Raw genomic sequence first — 18,170 nt, forward strand, 5'->3', positions numbered from 1 at the left:
GGGCGGGACGCGGGCCGACCCCTAGGCGCTCTCCCGACGGTAGCCCAGCGAGGCTTCCAGCAGGCTCAGCGTGTAGGGGTGTTGGGGTTTCATCGCGCGCATCTCTTCGACCCCCAGAACTTCGACGATCTCGCCGGCCTGCATCACCGCGATGCGTTCGCACATATGCGCCACCACGGCGAGGTCATGCGACACCATCAGGAAGGTCAGGTTGTGCTCGGTCCGAAGGTCGGCCAGCAGGTTCAGGATCTCGGCCTGCACCGACACGTCCAGCGCCGAGGTGGGTTCGTCCAAGAGCAGGATCGACGGCTCGGGCGCCAGCGCGCGGGCGATCGCCACCCGCTGGCGCTGCCCGCCCGACAGTTGGTGCGGGTAGCGGAAGCGGAACGACGGGCCCAGCCCGACATCGTCCAACAGCCGCTCGATGCGCGGCTCGATATCCCCGAACCCGTGCAGCCACAAAACCTCGGACAGCACCTGGTCGACCGACAAGCGCGGGTGCAGCGAGGCATAGGGGTCCTGAAACACCATCTGCACGGTCTTGTAAAAGGTCCGGTCGCGCCGGCGCCCCACCGGGCGGTCGTTGACCGACATATGCCCCGACCAGTGCGGCGCGAGCCCGGTGAGCGCACGCATGATGGTGGACTTGCCCGAGCCCGACTCGCCGACGAGGCCAAAGCTTTCGCCCGGCGCCACCTCGAAGCTGGCGTCCTTGACCGCATCGACCCTGTCGCGCCCTTCGCCGAACCAGACGTTCAGCCCCTGAAAGCTGAGCGCGCTCATGCCCGCGGCCCCACGCTGGGGACCTCGGCCCAGGCCGGGTCGCGCTTGAGCACCTCCAGCCGCTTTTGCGGCGCGTCGAAGCGCGGCAGCGAGTTCAACAGCCCCCGCGTATAGGGGTGCTGCGCCTCGTGCAGCTTGTGCGCGTCACAGGTTTCCACGACGCGGCCGGCATACATGATCAGCACCCGGTCGCAGAACTGCGCCACGAGGTTGAGGTCGTGGCTGATGAAGATCAGGCCCATGCCCCGGTCCTGCACCAGCTTGTCCATGATCTGCAGCACCTGCCCCTGCACCGAGACATCGAGCGCCGATGTCGGCTCGTCCGCGATCAGCAGCTCTGGGTCGGGGATCAGCATCATGGCGATCATGATGCGCTGGCCCATGCCGCCCGACATCTCGTGCGGGTGGGCACGCATCACCCGCTCGGCATCGCGGATCGACACGGCCTCGAGCATCTCGATGGCGCGTTTGCGCGCCTCGGCCTGCCCGCCGCGGGCGTGCAGCTGATACGCCTCGATCAATTGCTCGCCGACGGTCATCACCGGGTTGAGCGAAAATTTCGGGTCCTGCATGACCATCGAGATACGGTTGCCGCGTACCGCGCGCATCTCGACCTCGGACTTGTCCAGCAGGTTCTCTCCATCGAGCTTGATATGGGTGGCGTCCACCTGCCCCGGCGGGCGGATCAGGCGCAGGATCGCCCGGCCCGTCATCGACTTGCCCGAGCCGCTTTCGCCCACGATGCCCAGCCGCTCGCGCCCCAGTCGGAACGACACGCCGCGCACGGCGTCGAACATGCCGGTGCGGGTGGGAAAGCGGACCCAGAGGTCCTCTACGTCCAGAAGATCGGTCATTTCTCGCTCTTTGGGTCAAGCACGTCGCGCAGCCCGTCACCCAGCAGGTTGAAGGCAAGCGACACGGTAAAGATGGCCAGCCCCGGCATGGTGGCCACCCACCAATGGTCGAGGATGAAGCGCCGGCCCTCGGAAATCATGGCGCCCCATTCGGGGCTGGGCGGCTGCGCGCCGAGGCCGAGAAAGCCCAGCCCCGCGGCGGCCAGGATGATGCCGGCCATGTCCAGCGTCACCCGCACGATCAGCGACGAGATGCAGAGCGGCCAGATATGCTTGGTAATGATCCGGATCGGCCCGGCGCCTTGCAGGCGCACCGCGCTGATATAGTCCGAATTGCGGATCGTCAGCGTCTCGGCCCGGGCGATCCGGGCATAGGGCGGCCAGGCGGTCAGCGAGATCGCCAGCACCGCGTTCTCGATGCCCGCGCCCAGCGCGGCGACGAAGGCCAGCGCAAGGACCAGCCGCGGAAAGGCGAGGAAGATGTCGGTGATGCGCATCAGGCCCATGTCTATGATGCCGCCCGCATAGCCCGCGATCGTGCCCACGATCAGCCCCGCGATGGGCGCGATCAGCGCCACCAGCGTGACGATGTAAAGCGTGATCCGCGAGCCGTGGATCAGCCGTGAGAGGATATCGCGGCCCAGCGAATCCGTGCCCAGCGGGTGACCCTCGGCGCCGATGGGCTGCAGACGGTTGGCCAGGTCTTGCGCAAAGGGGTCGCTGGGTGCCAGCCAGGGCGCGAAGGCGGCGACGAAGAGCAGGAACAGCAGGATCGCCAGACCGAGCATCGCCAGCGAATTGCGCCGGAACGCCAGCCACCCCTGGTAGAGGGCGGACAGGCGTGCCTGGCTGCGCGAATGCGGCGTGTCGGTCAACAGCCAGTCGCGCCATCCGGTCAGGGTTTCGCTCATTTGGCCCTCGGGTCGAGAAAGCGGTACAGAAGGTCGGAGCCCACGTTCAGCAGAACGAAGACGAGGCCCACCACCACCGTGCCGCCAAGGACAGCGTTCATGTCGGCCGACAACAGCGCCGTGGTGATGTAAGAGCCGATGCCGGGCCACGCAAAGATGATCTCGGTCAGCACCGAGCCCTCCAGGAGGCCCGCATAGCTCAGTGCGATCACGGTGATCAGCTGGACGCGGATGTTGCGGAAGGCGTGGCGCCAGATCACCGCGCGCTCGGACAGACCCTTGACGCGGGCGGTGGTGACGTATTCGGCCGATAGCTGTTCGAGCATGAACGACCGCGTCATCCGGCTGATATAGGCGAGGCTGTAATAGCCCAGCAGCGAGGCTGGCAGGATGATGTGGCTGAAGGCATCCTTCAGCACCGTCCAGTTTCGGTCGAGCACGCTGTCGATCAGGATCATGCCCGTCACCGACGGCACCACGTCGACATAAAAGATGCCCACCCGTCCGGGTCCGCCGACCCAGCCGAGGATTCCGTAAAAGATCAAAAGGCCCATCAGGCCCAGCCAGAAGATCGGCATCGAATAGCCGACCAGCGCGACCACGCGGGCGACCTGGTCGATCCAGCTGCCTTGCTTGACCGCGGCGAGTACGCCCAGCGGCACGCCGATCAGGACGCCGAAAAGCGTGCCGAGCGTGGCCAGTTCCAGCGTCGCCGGAAAGACGCGGGCGATATCTTCGGAGACCGGGCGCCCGTTCAGCAGCGACATTCCGAAATCGCCCTGCACCACGTCCCACAGGTAAAAGCCGAACTGCACGATCAGCGGCCTGTCGAGACCCATCTCCTCATAGACCTGTTGATAGGTCTCGGGCGTCGCGCGTTCGCCCACCACGGCCAGCACCGGGTCGATCGGCATCACCCGGCCGATGATGAAGGTCACGAACAACAGGCCCAGCATGGTGACCGCGACCGAGCCCACCGTGACGCCGGTCGCGGTCAGCCAGCCGGGGAAGAGCGCCCGTGGGCGCCCTCCGTTTTTCTGCTCTGTCAGGGCCACTTACTTGGTGACCTGCCAGTAGGACGCGGCGGTGATCGCCTGCCCCGTCGAGAAATCGGTGATGTTTTCGCGCATCGCCGATTGTTCGATCTGCTGGAACATGATGGCAAAGGGCGAGGTCTCGCGGAACTCGGCCTGGATGTCCTGGTACATCTTGGCGCGCATGTCGCGGTCGTTCTCGACAACGGCGGCGTCGGTCTTCTCGCTCAGCCCGCCGGTGTCCCAGCCGTTGCGCCAGGCAAGAATGCCCGTCAGCCCCGCGTCTGCGGAATTGTCGGGGTTGTAGGCGAAGGTCGAGGCATTGGTGTGCGGGTCCGGGTAGTCCGGGCCCCAGGCGCCGATATAGACGTCCAGTTCACGCGCCCGGTACATGCCGAGGATCTGCTTGCCGGTGCCCACCGTCAGGTTCAGCGTGATGCCGGCCTGGGCTAGGGTGTTCTGCAGCGACTGGGCGATTTCCAGACGCTCCTGCGCCTCGCGCACGCCCACGTTCAGCTCAAGCCCGTCGACGCCCGCCTCTTCGAGCAGCGCCTTGGCCTTTTCCACGTCGAGCGAGAACGGGTTTTCCCGAACCGAGCCGAGATAGGTCAGCGGCAGGAAGTTCTGATGAATGGTGTACTGCCCCTTGAGGAAGCTGTTCACCATGCCCTCGTAGTCGATCAGGTACTTGATCGCCTGACGCACTTCGGGCTTCGACAGCTCCGGATGCGTTTGGTTCAACGAGGCGTACATCAGCCGGCCCTTGAGCTCGTCCTGCACCTTGACGCCGTCGGCTTCCATCACGCCCGCGATGTCCTCGGGGTTGAGGTTGCGCGCGATGTCGATGTCGCCGCGTTCCAGCAGCAGGCGCTGGGTCGCGCTTTCCTGGATGTGGCGCACGATCACGCGGTCGAGGTTGGGCGCGCCGCCGTAATAGTCGGCATTGGCCTCCAGCGTGACCGATTCATTGGGCTTCCAGCCAACCAGCTTGTAGGGGCCAGAGCCGGCCGAGTTGGTCTTGAGCCACAGGTTGCCAAGGTCGCCGTCCTGGTCGTGCTCCATCACCACCTGCTTGTCGACGATGCCGCCGATGGTCGAGGTCAGGCAGTTCAGCACGAACGACGTCGCGTAGGGCTTGTCGGTGGTGATGATCAGCTTGTTGCCCTCGGCGCGGATCGTTTCCTCGACGTTGTCGGGGGTGAAGCCGAACTGGGTCAGGATGAAAGAAGGCGTCTTGTTCAGGATCACCGCGCGGCGCAGCGAAAACTCGGCGTCCTCGGCGGTGACCGGGTTGCCGGAATGGAACATGACCCCTTCGCGCATGGTGAAGGTCAGCGTCTTGCCGTCCTCGGAGACCTCCCAGCTTTCGGCGAGGTCGGGCTGGTAGCCGGCATCGAGGTTCATCGGGTCGAAGTTGACCAGCTTGTTATAGACCTGCCGGCTGACGTCGGAGCCTGCGAATTCGAAGGATTCGGCGGGGTCCAGGGTGGTGATGTCGTCGATGCGGTTGGCGATCACCAGCATGTTGGCCGGCGTCTCGGCACCCGCGGGCAGCGCGGTGACCGCGATGGCCACGCCAAGCGCGGCCCCGGACATCAACTTGGAAAATGCGTTCATCTTTTCGGTCCTCTCTGTTGGTTTGGGCGTATCTCCGGGGTCGGTTCAGCCGCCCCAAGTCTTTTCCAGAACGCGCAGCCAGTTTTCCTGGCAGAGCTTTTTCATCAGGCCCTCGTCATAGCCATGCGCCCTCATCGCCTCGCGCAGGGCCGGCAGCCCCGCGGCCGAGCCGATCTCGGACGGAACGACCGCACCGTCGAAATCCGAGCCGAGGCCGACCCGCGTCTCACCGAGACGATCTATCAGATGGTCCAGATGCCGCAGCATCTGGTCAAGCCCGGTGTCGACCATCCGGCCATCTTCGCGCAGAAAGGCGACCGCGAAATTGAGCCCTACCATACCATCGCTGTCGCGAATCGCGGCAAGCTGATCGTCGGTCAGGTTGCGGGCGTGCGCGCAAACCGCATGGGCGTTGGAATGGGTGGCCACCAGCGGCGCGTCCGACTGGCGCGCGACATCCCAGAAACCGGCCATGTTCATGTGCGACAGATCGATCATGATGCGCAGTTCGTTGCAGCGCTTCACCAGCCTGAGCCCGTGATCGGTCAGCCCTGGCCCGATATCGCCGTCGCTGGGATAGCGGAACGGTACGCCGTGGCCAAAGATCGTCGGGCGGCTCCAGACCGGGCCGAGCGAGCGCAGCCCGGCGCGGTAGAGCACATCCAGCGCGTGCAGGTCGGGGTCGATCGCCTCGGCCCCCTCCATGTGCAGGATCGCGGCCATGCGGCCCCCGGCGAGGCAGGCCCGCATGTCGGCGGCGCTGCGGCAGACGGTGAGCGCACCCAACTCTTCCAGCCGGAACAGGATCGCGGCCTCGGTCAGCGCGACGGGCAGCGCGTCTTCCCAGTCGATTGGCTCGGGCAGCGGCAGGTCGTAGGAGGGCCGCTGCATCTGCTCGGTCTTTTCGTCGAGATCGATGGCCGAGGGAATGAAAACAGCGAAGAACCCGCCGCCAAACCCGCCTTCAGTGGCGCGCGGCAGATCGATATGGCCGTCGCGCCCGGTGATGAAGGTCTCGGCCGCGGCCAGCCCCCCGGCGCGGTACAGCTTCAACAAAACGTCGTTGTGGCCGTCCAGGACGGCGGGTTGGATCGGTCCGGACACGGAAATCCCAAGTTTAAACGGGTCAGCCCCTCTGACCTGCCCAAGCTTATCTGATTTTTCCTCATGGACGCAGGAAAACAGCATGATAAAACCTCATTAACCCATGAGCAAAACGCGGGGGCCCTATGGCGCGTCGGGATGGCCACAGCCTGTCGGAATACCAAGCGCTGCGCGCGATGATGGAGGCTGGCACCGCCACCGCCGCCGCGCGCCGGCTGGGCCTGTCGCAATCGGCCATCAGCCGGGCGATCGGCAGTTTGGAGACCCGCACAGGCCGCACGCTCTTCGAACGCGATTCGGGCCGGCTGCGCCCCACGGCCGAGGCGGTGCGCCTCAACCGCCGGCTCGACCCGCTCTTTGCCGCGCTCGACCGGATCGACGCCCCGGCCGAGCCCGTGCGCGAGACCCTGCGACTGATCGCGCCGCCCACCTACGCGCACCGCTTTCTCGTTTCCTTCGTCACCGGCTTTCTCAAGGCCAACCCGCATTTCTTCGTCAGCCTCGAGGTCAACACCTCCGACGAGGTGGTGCGCGGGCTGCTGGACGACCGGTTCGACCTCGGCGTGATCGGGGTAGAGCTGTCGCGGGCGGGGCTGAGGATGATCCCCTACCGCACCTCTTCGGCGGTCTGCGCCATGGCCCGCGGCCATCCTCTGGCCGAAAAGGCCACCGTCGCGCCCACCGATCTGGACGGCGAGGCGCTGATCGCGCTGACCCATCGCCATGCGCGCCGCGCCCAGCTCGACAAGCTGCTCTCCCAGGCTGGCGCCCGGGCCCACGTGGTGGCCGAGGTCTCGACCTCGTTTGCGGCCATCGACCTGGCGAAAGAGGGGTTGGGGCTGGCGGTGGTCAACCCGTTCCCGGTGATCCATTTCCGCAGCGAGGATATGGAATTCCGCCGCTTCGACGCGCCGATGACCTATCGCAGCTATTTCGCGGTCTCCGACCAGCGCCCCCTGCCCCGAATCGCGCGCGCCTTTATCCGGCATGTGCGCCTGCACACCCCGGCCGACCCGTTTTCGCAGAAGGCCTGAGCCTCAGCTCCGGCGCCCGGCCCGCGCAAAGCGGCCGTCTGGGCCCAGATGGATGCCGCATTCGGTCTTGTCGGGGTTTTCCGCCCACCGTCCGGCGCGCGCGTCCTCTCCCGGGCACACGGGCCGGGTGCAGGGCTCGCAGCCGATCGAGAGGTATCCGCGCCCCTCCAGCGGGTGGCGCGGCAGGCCGTGGGCCTCGAAATAGGCCGCGATGTCGTCTTTCTGCCAGAACACGAACGGGTTGATCTTGAGATGCGCGCCATCGCGCTCGATCGCGGGCAGCGCGGCGCGGGTGTCGGCCTGATAGCGTTTGCGCCCGGAAATCCAGGTGTCGAAGGAGGCCAGCGCGTCCTGCAAGGGAAAGGTCTTGCGCAGGGTGCAGCACATGTTGGGGTCGGATTCGTTGAGGTCGCCGTCCTTGTCCTCTGCTGCCAGCAGCGCGCTGTCCGGCCCGACCGTCACCAGGTTCAATCGCAGCCGCTCGGCCAGCAGGTCACGATAGGCCAGCGTTTCGGGAAAATGCCGGCCCGTGTCGATGAAGACAACCGGCAGCCCGGGCCTGATCGTCATCACGTAATGCAAAAGCGCGGCGCTCTCTGTCCCGAAGGAAGAGACCAGTGCGACCTGCCCCAGCCGCCGGTCGAGCAGGAGGCCGGGCATGTCGACATGGCCGAGATCAGGAAGGTAGCGGTCTTGCAGCGTCTCGATCAGGTCGTCCGAGCCGCCGGGGGGCCATTCGGTCATAGCGTGCGCCTGTTGATAGAGCTGTAATTCCGTGGCGTACCTAACATCCGTTCGTGGCTGCCGTCCTGCGACAGGCCGCCCCGCGGCACAAGAGAAATCCCGCCATGCAGGGCGCCCGAAACGGAAAAGGACCCGCACATCCGTGCGGGCCCTCTAATCATTTCGCAACTTTCGAAGCGAAAGCCGGTGCTTGGCTTACTCGGTGGTGGCCGACGAATCGTCGTCGTCGCCGCCCGAGGCCACGGCAGCCACGACCACCGCAGCGGCAACGCCGCCGAGCAGGGGAAGCGCGCCGATGCCGGCGCTGCTGCCGGTCGCCGGAGCCATGATCGGCTCGGGCTCTTCTTCAACCACAACCGGGCCGCCAGCAAAAGCGGTCGAAGCCATGGACAGGGTCAGGGCAGTGCCCAGAGCGAGGGTAGTGATTTTTTTCATGTCGAAACTCCAAAAGGTGCGAGTGCCACTAGCATGCGTATATCATCCGTCTGGGTCTGTCAAAAGGCAGATGTCACGATTTTAATCGACAACCCGCTTAAGTGTGACGTATCCGACACCCCTGCTGACCCATTGCCGCGACTGACGCATCACGCCGCGGCTATCCACCCAGTATTCATTGGTGAATCTCGTTTCGCCGGCCTGGCAGGTCTCGGCAATATGGCGGGCGGAATAGGCCCGCTCCAGCACGATTATCCGCTCAGTGCCCAGCGTCTGCCGGGTACAGGCGAAGGTCACGAGCCGGGTGCGCGCATCTCCGCCGAAATAATAGTGCTCACGGCCGGAATCCGCCTGCATGCCCAGCGGCATCACGTCCGAGGACATCAGGTCGTCGCCGAGGCCGCGGGTGGCGCGCAAAATTCCGCCGATCAGCGTGATCGACACGTCATCGGTCGACTGCCAGACCTCGGTCGCCCCGTATTTCCTGGTGCGCACGATAAAGGACATGCCGCCAGTCCGGTCCACCCGCGCCAGGATCAGCGGATCGGTGAACGCGGCGATGCTGGCGCGGCTGGGTTCGGCGCCGGGCTCGGCCGCCTCGTTGCCGCGCCCCAGTGTCTTGAGCCGCTCACGAAACTGGCCGTAAACCTCGTAAGAGGTGTCCGAAGCGCCGCAAGAGCTCAGCGCGACGCTGCCGGCAAGCGCCAACAGCAACCCTTTGATCCGTTTCACCGCCAGAACCTCCCCCATTGCGCGTCCAGCCGGTCGCGGTGGTAATCCCGGATCTTTTCGTTCAGGCGGCCATCCACCCGCAGACGCGCCCCGCCATCGCGCGACAGCGGCCGCACGACCGTCGAGTACCGCTCGCGCGTCGGGGTCCCGGTGAACCAGGCCAGCGGGATCTGCAACCGTATCCCCTTGTCGAACGAGCCCTCGCCGAACTCTTCCGCCGACACATCGGTGAAGGTCGCGAATGCGCCGATGCGCCAGCCATTGTCGAATTCGCGGTCCACCGTGAATGTCGCGCCGTAGTCGCCGGCCAGGTAGCGGCCCATGTCGATCTGCACCTGATAGTCGCTGCCGAGGTCGTAATAGGCCGAAACATGCCCGGTGAAGACGTCGTAATCCTGAAAACCGAACCCGCCGTCGAAATCGCGCTGCTTTGCATAGTTGACTTCGGCGCCCAGGCCCAGGCGGCTGTCGACCGGCCGCCAAAGCACCTCGCCCGAAATCCCGCCGAACATACGTTCGAGATAGCCAGCGGTGACGCGCCCGTAGAGATCGCGGCCCGGTTTGAAATAATAGGCGGCCGTGAGACGGTCGAGGCCGACATCGGTCTGGCGGTTGTACTCGGCCGCGTTCGAGCGCACCTTCGGCAGCTCCGAGTTCGATTCCTGGTCGCTGTCGCCGAGATTGCCGACCAGCCGTCCGCTGACCGAGCCCGACAGGACCACCCCCGGCGACATTTCGTAGCTGCCCTGCAGACGCAGCCCGAGATCGGCCCGCACGGGTTCGTCCGGGTCGAAATAGCTGGTGCGAAGATAGGGCCCGAGCGCCCAGTCGAATTTGGGGTAAAGCCCCTCGGCATAGCTGCCGCGCCGCATCGGGCCGGCATCGCCAAGCCCGGCCAGGCTGCGAATGGCCGCCGCGCCGTTCGGGGCGTGTTCCAGTTGCTCGACATCGGTGCGGCGCAGGGTGACGGCGGCGGCGGGCACACCGTCGACCACCGGCACGATGCGGAAGGTTTCGACCGAGGCGGGCATCACCCGGGTCAGCGCCCGCGCCACCCGACCGATGGCCTGGGCCGAGGAATCGTAGCGCAAGTTGCGGAAACGCAGCTCGACCGCATCGCCCGATAGCGCAATCGATTCAAGCTCCAGGCTGTCTGCCTCAAGCTGCTTGCGCATGTTGCGCCGCAAGATCTCGGTCACGCCGTCCTGGGTGATCCATTCTTCCGACCAGGCTTCGGGGTCGGCGCTGAGGGCCGGACGCCGCTCGACCGGGGTCGGCGCAGGTCCGAAGATACCCCGGTTCGGCGGGCGCTTCGGGTTCAGCGTGATCGACGCCATCACCCCCAACTCGCTGCCGTAAAGCGAATAGGCGCCGACGCGCAGCGACTCGTTCACCTTGTAGTCGACACCGAAATTGAACGGGCTTTCCCGCTCGAAGACCTCGCGCCGACCGGCCTCCTCAACATAGGCGTCCGAGGAATACTCGGCCTTCAATGTGAAACGCTCGTTGATTTGCCACTCTATGCCGCCGAAGGGCGCCGCCGGGCCGCGGAACCACTGGGTGTTGTTGACGTTGCCGCCCTCGCCGATGTCGATCTCCGGTCGGTCGCCGAACGGCGTGCCGATATCGTTATAGCTCCCCAGCCGCCCCCAGCCGAGACCGCCGGTCACCTTCAGCCCCGGCAGCAGTTCTTTGGTGGCCGCGATGTATTCGCCCGAAAAAAGGCCCGTGCCGACGAAATCCTGAAAGCCCAGCGTCACGGCGGGCACGTAGCGCCGCTCTTTCAAGAGCAGCAGCCGCATGTCGAAGCTACGGTCGAAATAGGTGTCGAAATTGCTATCGACGACATCGCCCCAGTCGCGCGTGCCGGAATAGCGAAAGGCGCCCGACAGGCGCGGCGCCAACTGGAAATGCAGGGTGGTGCGGCTCATGCCGCCGAAATACCCGAAGGTCAACGAAACCTGCCCATCGGGCTGGGCCTCGCCCGAGGGCATGTCGATCAACCCGGTCACGCCGTTGAAGTTCAGCGAGGGCGTATTCCACGCCGTGTCCTGGCTTTGGGCCAGGGCCGGGCCTGCGGCCAGCCACAGAGCGAGGGCAGATACGCCGAGGCCCCGGGCCGGTATGTTGCGATCTCGCCTAATGCGTCCCATGTGTCAGACCTTCGTTCCGGTGTCGCCCGTCAGGTGCGGCGGGCTCGCCTGCGCTATTGCGCCTTTTCCTGCGGCGCGGGGCGCAGCGTCAAGGCCTGAGGCGCGGGCAGCGCGTCCGGATCGGGGCAATAATCGCGCACCCAGCGCTGCACCACCTCCCGCGCAGAGTCGGGATCGGCGCGGCTGACCGCGGCGCTGAGGTCGCGCAGCATCGAGGCCACCTCGAGACGCGAGAGCGATTCTTCCTGGGTGCGCAGGATACGCGGATGCGGCGTGGTCAAGAGATCGGCCCCGGTGAGGATTTCCTCGTGCATCTTCTCGCCCTTGCGCAGACCGGTGAAGATGATCTCGATATCGCCGTCCGGGTTGCTCTCGTCGCGCACGGTATAGCCCGCCGCCTCGATCATCTGCCGCGCAAGGCGGCGGATCGGCACCGGCTCGCCCATGTCCAGAACGAAGACATCTCCGCCCCGCGCGAAAGAGCCGGCCAGCAGCACCAGGCGCGTCGCCTCGGGGATGGTCATGAAATAACGCGTGACGTCCTGGTGGGTAACGGTCAGCGGGCCGCCGCGCGAGATCTGGTCCTGAAACAGCGGGATCACCGAGCCCGAAGAGCCCAGGACGTTGCCGAAACGGACGATTGAAAACAGCGTGCCCGCATTGCGCGCCATCAGGTCCTGCAAGACAAGCTCGGCGAGGCGTTTGGAGGCGCCCATGATGTTGGACGGCCGGACGGCCTTGTCCGACGAGATCAGAACGAAGCTCGACACCCCGGCCTCGGCCGCGGCTTCGCCCAGCACGCGGGTGCCCAGCACGTTGTTCGACAGACCCGCGGTCTCGTTTTCTTCCACGATCGGGACGTGCTTGTAGGCCGCGGCATGCAGCACCACGTCGATGTCGTAGAGCTTGAGTGCTCGCGATACGCGTGGCCGGTCGCCGACCGAGCCCAGCACCGAGACGAGGCGCACGCCGGCATCGTCGGCCAGCACGCGCAGTTCCATGTCGATGGTGTAAAGCGACACCTCGGAGATGTCGTAGAGCACCAGGCAGGCCGGTTTGCAGGCGAGGATCTGGCGGCACAGTTCCGACCCGATCGACCCGCCGGCGCCGGTGACCATGATGTTGCGGCCCTCGTAATATTCCGAGACCTGCGGCAGTTCCTGGTCCAGCATGAAGCGGCCCAGCAGGTCGGTGGGCGAGATCGGCGCCAGCTTTTCGACCAGCCCGCCCTCACCGGCCAACTGCGCGAAAGACGGCAGCGCGTGCACGTCCAGCCCCATCTTCTCCAGCCGCCGCACGATGCGCAGTTGCCGCGGACGCGAGACGCTGGGCATCGCCAGCAACACGCGGCCGATGCCCTTTTCGGCAACGAGTTCGGGGATGCGCGCCGGCGGATGCACCGGCAGGCCCGCGACGTTCATGCCCTGTAGCGCGCGGTTGTCATCGGCGAAGGCCACCGGCTCGATCTGTTCGTCCTTGTGCAGCGCCGTGGCGAGCTGGATGCCGGTGCGCCCGGCCCCGTAGATCAGCACGCGGCAGCGCGGCTGGCCCTGGCGGTAGACCCACAACAGCGCCTGCAGCCCCACCAGCCGCCAGCCTGCCCCGCAAAGGAAGGTCAGCATACCGAAGGTGATGAAGGTCGTCACCGGCACCGGCCCGCCGGCCAGCCGGTTGAGCGCGATCCCGGAAAGCGCCACCAGCGAGGCGAAGATCGCCGTCGCGTAGATTCCGCGCGTCTCGAACGCCTTGAGCTTGATCCGCGGCAGGCCAAGCACCATCGACACCAGCGCGGCCACCCCCATGAGCACGATCACCAGGTAATGCCCGCGGTCGGCCAGTTCGGAGGGCCAGAAATGGGTGGTTTGCAGGCCCAGCGCCAGTACGAAACAAACGGGCACCGTCAACATGTCGACCAGCAGGAACACGGCCGTCTTGCGCCGTGGCCCCAGGCTCACCACCAGCCGCAACAATTTCCGGCCGATCCAAGATCCGTTCTGCTCGACCTGTTGACCCTGACGCTTTGTATTGTCGTTGGATGCGTCGGTCATCCAGTCCCCCGTTTTCTTACGCTGCCATGCGCTGCCCGCAGCGCCCCGACTATCCGGGAAAATCCCCGCCGCCGCAACGCTGCGGCGCAGAAAACCAGAAGATCGCCCGGATAATGACGCTTTTCCGCCACGCTCGCCTACTCGCGGAAGGCGCGGTTGAAATAGTCGGACAACGGCTTGACGAGATAGGTCAGCGGGCTGCGGTCGCCGGTCTTGATAAAGGCCTCCACCGGCATCCCCGGCAACAGCTCCTGCCCCTCAAGCTTTGACAGTTCGCCATCGTCGGGCACCAGTTCGGCCTGGTAAAAGCTGATCCCGGTCGCCTCGTCGGTGAACACGTCCGCCGACAGCTTGGTGACATGGCCTTCGATCTCGGGCGTGCGGCGCTGGTCGAAGGCGGTAAAACGCAGGGTGGCGGGCTGACCGACGAAAACCTGATCGATATGGATCGACTCGATCCGCGACGAGACGATCAGCGGCCGGTCCTGCGGGATGATGTACATGATCGGCTGCGCCGGCTGCACCACCGACTGGATCGCGAAGACCTGGGTGCCGTAGATCACGCCGCCGACCGGCGCACGCACCTCCATCCGCGACAGCGTTTCCAGCAGCGACAGGCGCTTTTCGCGCATCTCGATTTCGCGGAATTGCAGATCGCGCAGGGTCGTGATCGCGTCTTCGCGCCGCCGGGTCACCAGCTTGAGCTGCTCGATGCGGATCGCCGCGATTTGACCGCGCGCGCGCGCGATGTCGGATTCAAGCTTGCCGATCTCGCCCTTCAGCTGCGCCTCTTCGCGGCGCAGCGTCGACACGCGCGAGGCCTGGGTCAGGCCCTTGTCGAGCAGTTGCTGCTGGTCGCGCAGTTCGGTCGAAATCAGGCCGAGCTGGATCGACAGCGCGTCGATCTGCGATTGCGCCCCGCGGATCTGGTTCTCGATCTGCTCAACTTGCTCGTCCAGTTGCTCTGACTCGCGCGCCATCGACTCGATGCGGGCCTCGAACAGCCGCTGCTGGCCCTCGATCTGCGAGGTGATATCGGGCATCACCGAGGCGCGCGAGATCAGCTCTTCGGGAAAGTCCACCTCGTCACGGCCGTCGCGCTCGGCCTCGAAGCGGGCACGACGCGCGAGGATCTCGTCGAGCTGGCCCTCGACGATCGCCAGTTCCGAGCGCAGCAAGGTGTCGTCGAAACGGATCAGCACATCGCCGGCCTCGACCACGTCGCCGTCCTTGGCCAGGATCGCGCCCACGACGCCGCCGTCGGGATGCTGGATCACCTGGCGGTTCGATTCCACCTGGATCATGCCCGACGACACGATGGCCCCGGCGATGCGGGCCTGCACGCTCCACAGCCCGATCCCGCCAAGCAGAACGACCAGCGCCAGCAGCCCGACCACGATGGGAAAGGTGGCGCGCCAGCGCGGCGGCTGCGCGCCGCCGGTCCCCGATTGGCTTGCGGCCGGGCGTGCCAGCGCGGTCGCGGCGGCGGTTGCGGCCGGCAGGCCCTCGGTCTTGGCCTCGGGCTGGGTTTGCGGCGCAGGCGCCGGGGGTTTTTGGTCGGCGTCACTCATGCGCCAGCCCCCCGTTTCAGCGTTTTCTGCACATCGTCGGCGTTACGCAGCATCGATTTCAGCACCTCGTCGCGTGGCCCCAGCGCGGTGGCCTGGCCGTTGTCGAGCACCAAAAGGATATCGCATTCCGAGATCGCCGCCGGGCGGTGGGTCATGATAATCACCGACTTGCCGTCCGCCTTGAAGGAGCGCACGGCCTTGTTCAGCGCCTCGGAACCGTCGGCGTCCAGCGCCGAGTTGGGCTCGTCGAGGATCAGCAGCACCGGGTCGCCGTAAAGCGCGCGCGCCAGCGCGATGCGCTGACGCTGGCCGCCCGAAAGCTGGCTGTCGTTGCCCTCGATCACCGTGTCATAGCCCTTGGGCAGGCTGGTGATCAGGTCATGGGCATTGGCGCGCCTGGCGGCGTCGATCACCGCGGCCTCGTCGGGGTCCAGCGACATGCGGGCGATGTTCTCGGTGACGGTGCCCGTGAAAAGCGTCACGCTTTGCGGCAGATAGCCGATATGCCGGCCCAGGCTGTCGACGTCGTACTGATCCAGCGTAGCGCCGTCGAGGCGCATCTCGCCGGCCACAGGCGACCACAGCCCCAACAGCGCGCGCGCCAGCGTCGACTTTCCCGCCCCGCTCTTGCCGATCACGCCAAGGGCGTGGCCCGGCTCCAGCTTGAAGCTCACGTTTTTCAGCGTCGGCGTGCTGCCGCCGGGCGGCACCACGCTCAGGCCCTTGACGACGAGCTCCGCCTTGGGGCGCGGCAGGGCGGTGCGCACGGGCTCTTTCGGGGTGGCGCCGAGAAACGCCGAGAGCGACGTCCAGCCCGCACGCGCGCGCTGGATCACCTGCCACTGGCCCAGCGCCTGTTCCACCGGCGCCAGCGCCCGGCCCAGGAGGATCGAAGCCGCGATCATCGCGCCCGCGGTCATCTCGCCCTGCAGCACCAGCCACGCGCCCAGCGCCAGCATCGCCGATTGCAAAAACAGCCGCACCGCCTTGGTGAACGAGGTAAAGCTGCCGGTCCAGTCGCTGGCCCCCAGCGTCTGTTTCAGCGCATCGACGCGGCGGTTCAGCCAGCGTTCGGTGATCGCGCCCCGCATACCCTGGGCGCGCACGATCTCGCTGGCCATGCGCGCCTGCTCGGCAAAACCATAGGCCCCTTGCGAGGCCGTCTGCGCCTCGTTCAGCCGGCGCCGCGTGAGCAGCTGGTTGAGCACAGTCAGCGAAACCAGGAAAAGCCCGCCGGCCACCGCGAGCCAGCCCAGCAGCGGGTGGAAAATGAAGATCGCCCCGATGAACACGGGCGTCCAGGGCATGTCGAGCAGCGCCAGCAGCGCCGTCGAGGAAAACAGCGTCTGGATCGATTCGAGATCGCGCTGGGCGGTCGCCGGCGCGGCGCGTTCCGAGGGCACCACCGCGCGGCGAAGCGTGGCGTCGAACACCCGCTGGTCGAGGGTCGACTGAAAACGCGCGCCGAAGCGCGCCAGCACCCGCCCGCGGGCGAAGTCCAGGATCGCCATCAGCGCGTAGAGGCCCGCCACCAGCAAAAACAGCGCGGTCAGCGTCTCTTCCGAGCGCGAGCCGAGCACGCGGTCGTAGATTTGCAGCATGAAGAGCGGGCCGGTCAGCATCAAGAGGTTGACGAAGATGCTGAACAGGAACGAATAGCCCAAGAGCGTCGTGCCCTTGGACCGCGCTTCGCGCATCTCTTTCTGGCCGATACGGATCAGGTCGCTTCTGGAAGGCTGGGGCCGGGACACGGGTTCTGTCGTTCCTCGCTAACTCTGGCTCAGCGGCGCCTAATACTGCCGTCGGCGGGGCAAGGCCGCATGGCCAAATGCTGGGTATGCACTGGTCTGGCCGCCGCCCCGGTGGCGACGCACGTCTAGGGGAGTGGCGGCATAGCAGGGCATGTGTCAACCTGAAAGTTGCGCGATTTCGCCCTCAGAGCGCGGCGCGGTCGATCACCGTCGCCCCGTCCGCCACCGCGTCGCTTGGGTGGGTGATGACCCGCTCGCCGGGGGCGAGCCCGTCGAGCACCTGCGCATGGGTCGCGTTGCGCCGCCCGATCTCGACCGGGCGCAGGCTGGCCTGCCCGTCAGCGACCGTGAACACCGCCCATCCCCCGTCGCGGCGGAAAAGCGCGCTCAGCGGCACGCTCAGCGCCTCGTCCGTCTCCCATTCCACGATGCGCAGGAACACCGAAAAGCCATCGCCCAGGCCGGGCCTTGCCGCCGGCGGGCTGACGAGATCGAACAGCGCGTCCACGCGCTGTTCCTCGATGCCCAGGGCCGAAACCTTGGTGCGCGCGACCGGCTCGACCGTCCTCAGCCGCGCCTCCAGCGGATCGGACCCGCCCCAGCGATCGACGATGGCGCGCGCACCGGGGGCCAGCCGCACCACATCGGTGGACAGAAGGTCGGCCACGATCTCAAGATCGTCGGGCCGCCCTATGCTGAGCAGCCTTGTGCCCACGCTGACCGGGCGTTCGGAAATCACGTCGATATCCAGCACCGTACCGTCGATCGGCGCGTGCAGTTCAATGCAGCATTCGCCATTGACCGAGCCCGCCTGCTCTTCGGGCGGGATGAGCGCGGCGCGGGCGCGTTCCAGCGCGCTTTCGGCGCGCGCCACCCCGGCCTCGGCGGCATCCCGCGCGGCGCGCTTGATCGCCAGTTGCTGGGTCACGTCCTCGAGCTGGGTAAAGGAGGCGACGCCGCGCTGGGCGAGCGTCTGGATGCGGTTGTGCTGGCTCTGGGCGTAGACGAGGTCTTCGACCGCCTGGGCAAGCTCGCTTTCGGCGAGGTGCAGCGCCGCCTCGGCCTCGCGGACCGCGGCCTCGGCCTGCACGCGGCTGCGCGTGTCCAGCAGGCTGGGCGCAACCGGTTCCACAACGGCGACGACCGTCTCGCCCTTTGCCACCGCATCGCCCACCTCGACGGGCGAGCGCCGCGCGGTGCCGGCAATCGGCGCGGCCACCTCGTAGATGTCGCGGATGCGGGTTTCGCCATCGGCATTCACCGTGACCTGCATCGGCCCAAGGCCCACCTCGTGCAGGTCCACCGGCACCGGATCGGTGCGAACGGCGGTGTAGACCAGTCCGCCCACCAGCGCTGCGCCGAGACCGGCCAAGATAACGTTTCGCGCCGAGACCTTCAT

General features: G+C 66.4%; 15 protein-coding genes. 1 reads left to right on the forward strand and 14 read right to left on the reverse strand.

Going from position 1 to position 18,170, the window contains the following annotated elements:
- Positions 1–21: 21 nt before the first annotated feature.
- The 6 genes from Ga0609869_RS03485 to Ga0609869_RS03510 are packed head-to-tail and all read right to left on the reverse strand — an operon-like array spanning position 22 to position 6,303.
- Complete coding sequence (locus Ga0609869_RS03485) at positions 22–783, reverse strand: ABC transporter ATP-binding protein (RefSeq protein ID WP_125407751.1); 762 nt, start codon at positions 781–783, stop codon at positions 22–24.
- Positions 780–1,637, reverse strand: a complete 858-nt coding sequence (locus Ga0609869_RS03490) for an ABC transporter ATP-binding protein (protein WP_125407748.1) — start codon at positions 1,635–1,637, stop codon at positions 780–782. The genes Ga0609869_RS03485 and Ga0609869_RS03490 overlap by 4 nt, the downstream gene beginning before the upstream one ends.
- The gene (locus Ga0609869_RS03495; RefSeq protein WP_125407745.1) at positions 1,634–2,548 is read right to left on the reverse strand and encodes an ABC transporter permease; all 915 of its coding nucleotides are present in this window, start codon (positions 2,546–2,548) and stop codon (positions 1,634–1,636) included. Before Ga0609869_RS03495 ends, Ga0609869_RS03490 begins: the two co-directional genes overlap by 4 nt.
- Positions 2,545–3,603, reverse strand: a complete 1,059-nt coding sequence (locus tag Ga0609869_RS03500) for an ABC transporter permease (RefSeq protein ID WP_438826862.1) — start codon at positions 3,601–3,603, stop codon at positions 2,545–2,547. Before Ga0609869_RS03500 ends, Ga0609869_RS03495 begins: the two co-directional genes overlap by 4 nt.
- Entirely contained in the window at positions 3,604–5,199 is a 1,596-nt protein-coding gene (locus tag Ga0609869_RS03505; RefSeq protein ID WP_125407743.1) for an ABC transporter substrate-binding protein, read from the reverse strand.
- 45 nt (positions 5,200–5,244) lie between these two features.
- Positions 5,245–6,303: a dipeptidase gene (locus tag Ga0609869_RS03510; RefSeq protein ID WP_245972369.1), complete on the reverse strand. Its 1,059-nt coding sequence runs from the start codon at positions 6,301–6,303 to the stop codon at positions 5,245–5,247.
- Between the two features lie 125 nt (positions 6,304–6,428).
- Here Ga0609869_RS03510 and Ga0609869_RS03515 point away from each other — a divergent pair, with 125 nt between their 5' ends.
- Complete coding sequence (locus tag Ga0609869_RS03515; protein ID WP_125407737.1) at positions 6,429–7,337, forward strand: LysR family transcriptional regulator; 909 nt, start codon at positions 6,429–6,431, stop codon at positions 7,335–7,337.
- A 3-nt stretch (positions 7,338–7,340) separates the two neighbouring features.
- On the opposite strand, the gene Ga0609869_RS03520 is transcribed toward Ga0609869_RS03515, so the two are convergent.
- The 8 genes from Ga0609869_RS03520 to Ga0609869_RS03555 all read right to left on the reverse strand — a co-directional run bounded on the left by Ga0609869_RS03520 (position 7,341) and on the right by Ga0609869_RS03555 (position 18,170).
- Positions 7,341–8,081, reverse strand: a complete 741-nt coding sequence (locus tag Ga0609869_RS03520) for a phosphoadenylyl-sulfate reductase (protein WP_125407734.1) — start codon at positions 8,079–8,081, stop codon at positions 7,341–7,343.
- 195 nt (positions 8,082–8,276) lie between these two features.
- Positions 8,277–8,516, reverse strand: coding sequence for a hypothetical protein (locus Ga0609869_RS03525; RefSeq protein ID WP_125407731.1), 240 nt, complete (start codon positions 8,514–8,516; stop codon positions 8,277–8,279).
- Between the two features lie 81 nt (positions 8,517–8,597).
- Complete coding sequence (locus tag Ga0609869_RS03530) at positions 8,598–9,248, reverse strand: YjbF family lipoprotein (protein ID WP_170168856.1); 651 nt, start codon at positions 9,246–9,248, stop codon at positions 8,598–8,600.
- Positions 9,245–11,401 (reverse strand): YjbH domain-containing protein, encoded by a 2,157-nt coding sequence (locus tag Ga0609869_RS03535; RefSeq protein WP_125407715.1) that lies wholly within the window; start codon positions 11,399–11,401, stop codon positions 9,245–9,247. The genes Ga0609869_RS03530 and Ga0609869_RS03535 overlap by 4 nt, the downstream gene beginning before the upstream one ends.
- Positions 11,402–11,454: 53 nt before the next feature.
- A complete protein-coding gene (locus tag Ga0609869_RS03540) occupies positions 11,455–13,383 on the reverse strand; it encodes a polysaccharide biosynthesis protein (RefSeq protein WP_438826870.1) in 1,929 nt (642 codons plus the stop codon).
- 203 nt (positions 13,384–13,586) lie between these two features.
- Complete coding sequence (locus tag Ga0609869_RS03545) at positions 13,587–15,020, reverse strand: HlyD family type I secretion periplasmic adaptor subunit (RefSeq protein ID WP_125407712.1); 1,434 nt, start codon at positions 15,018–15,020, stop codon at positions 13,587–13,589.
- Positions 15,017–16,717, reverse strand: coding sequence for a type I secretion system permease/ATPase (locus Ga0609869_RS03550; RefSeq protein ID WP_125408219.1), 1,701 nt, complete (start codon positions 16,715–16,717; stop codon positions 15,017–15,019). The genes Ga0609869_RS03545 and Ga0609869_RS03550 overlap by 4 nt, the downstream gene beginning before the upstream one ends.
- Positions 16,718–16,955: 238 nt before the next feature.
- A complete protein-coding gene (locus tag Ga0609869_RS03555) occupies positions 16,956–18,170 on the reverse strand; it encodes an efflux RND transporter periplasmic adaptor subunit (protein ID WP_125407710.1) in 1,215 nt (404 codons plus the stop codon).

The sequence above is a fragment of the Rhodovulum iodosum genome (assembly GCF_041020385.1).
GTDB lineage: Bacteria > Pseudomonadota > Alphaproteobacteria > Rhodobacterales > Rhodobacteraceae > Rhodovulum > Rhodovulum iodosum.

Excerpts from the sequence above, each read along its gene's own strand:
- Ga0609869_RS03485 (WP_125407751.1), bottom strand. The coding sequence starts at position 783 with ATGAGCGCGCTCAGCTTTCAGGGGCTGAACGTCTGGTTCGGCGAAGGG.
- Ga0609869_RS03520 (WP_125407734.1), bottom strand. The coding sequence starts at position 8,081 with ATGACCGAATGGCCCCCCGGCGGCTCGGACGACCTGATCGAGACGCTG.
- Ga0609869_RS03555 (WP_125407710.1), bottom strand. The coding sequence starts at position 18,170 with ATGAAGGTCTCGGCGCGAAACGTTATCTTGGCCGGTCTCGGCGCAGCG.
- Ga0609869_RS03545 (WP_125407712.1), bottom strand. The coding sequence starts at position 15,020 with ATGAGTGACGCCGACCAAAAACCCCCGGCGCCTGCGCCGCAAACCCAG.
- Ga0609869_RS03495 (WP_125407745.1), bottom strand. The coding sequence starts at position 2,548 with ATGAGCGAAACCCTGACCGGATGGCGCGACTGGCTGTTGACCGACACG.
- Ga0609869_RS03490 (WP_125407748.1), bottom strand. The coding sequence starts at position 1,637 with ATGACCGATCTTCTGGACGTAGAGGACCTCTGGGTCCGCTTTCCCACC.
- Ga0609869_RS03525 (WP_125407731.1), bottom strand. The coding sequence starts at position 8,516 with ATGAAAAAAATCACTACCCTCGCTCTGGGCACTGCCCTGACCCTGTCC.
- Ga0609869_RS03535 (WP_125407715.1), bottom strand. The coding sequence starts at position 11,401 with ATGGGACGCATTAGGCGAGATCGCAACATACCGGCCCGGGGCCTCGGC.
- Ga0609869_RS03550 (WP_125408219.1), bottom strand. The coding sequence starts at position 16,717 with ATGCGCGAAGCGCGGTCCAAGGGCACGACGCTCTTGGGCTATTCGTTC.
- Ga0609869_RS03515 (WP_125407737.1), top strand. The coding sequence starts at position 6,429 with ATGGCGCGTCGGGATGGCCACAGCCTGTCGGAATACCAAGCGCTGCGC.
- Ga0609869_RS03505 (WP_125407743.1), bottom strand. The coding sequence starts at position 5,199 with ATGAACGCATTTTCCAAGTTGATGTCCGGGGCCGCGCTTGGCGTGGCC.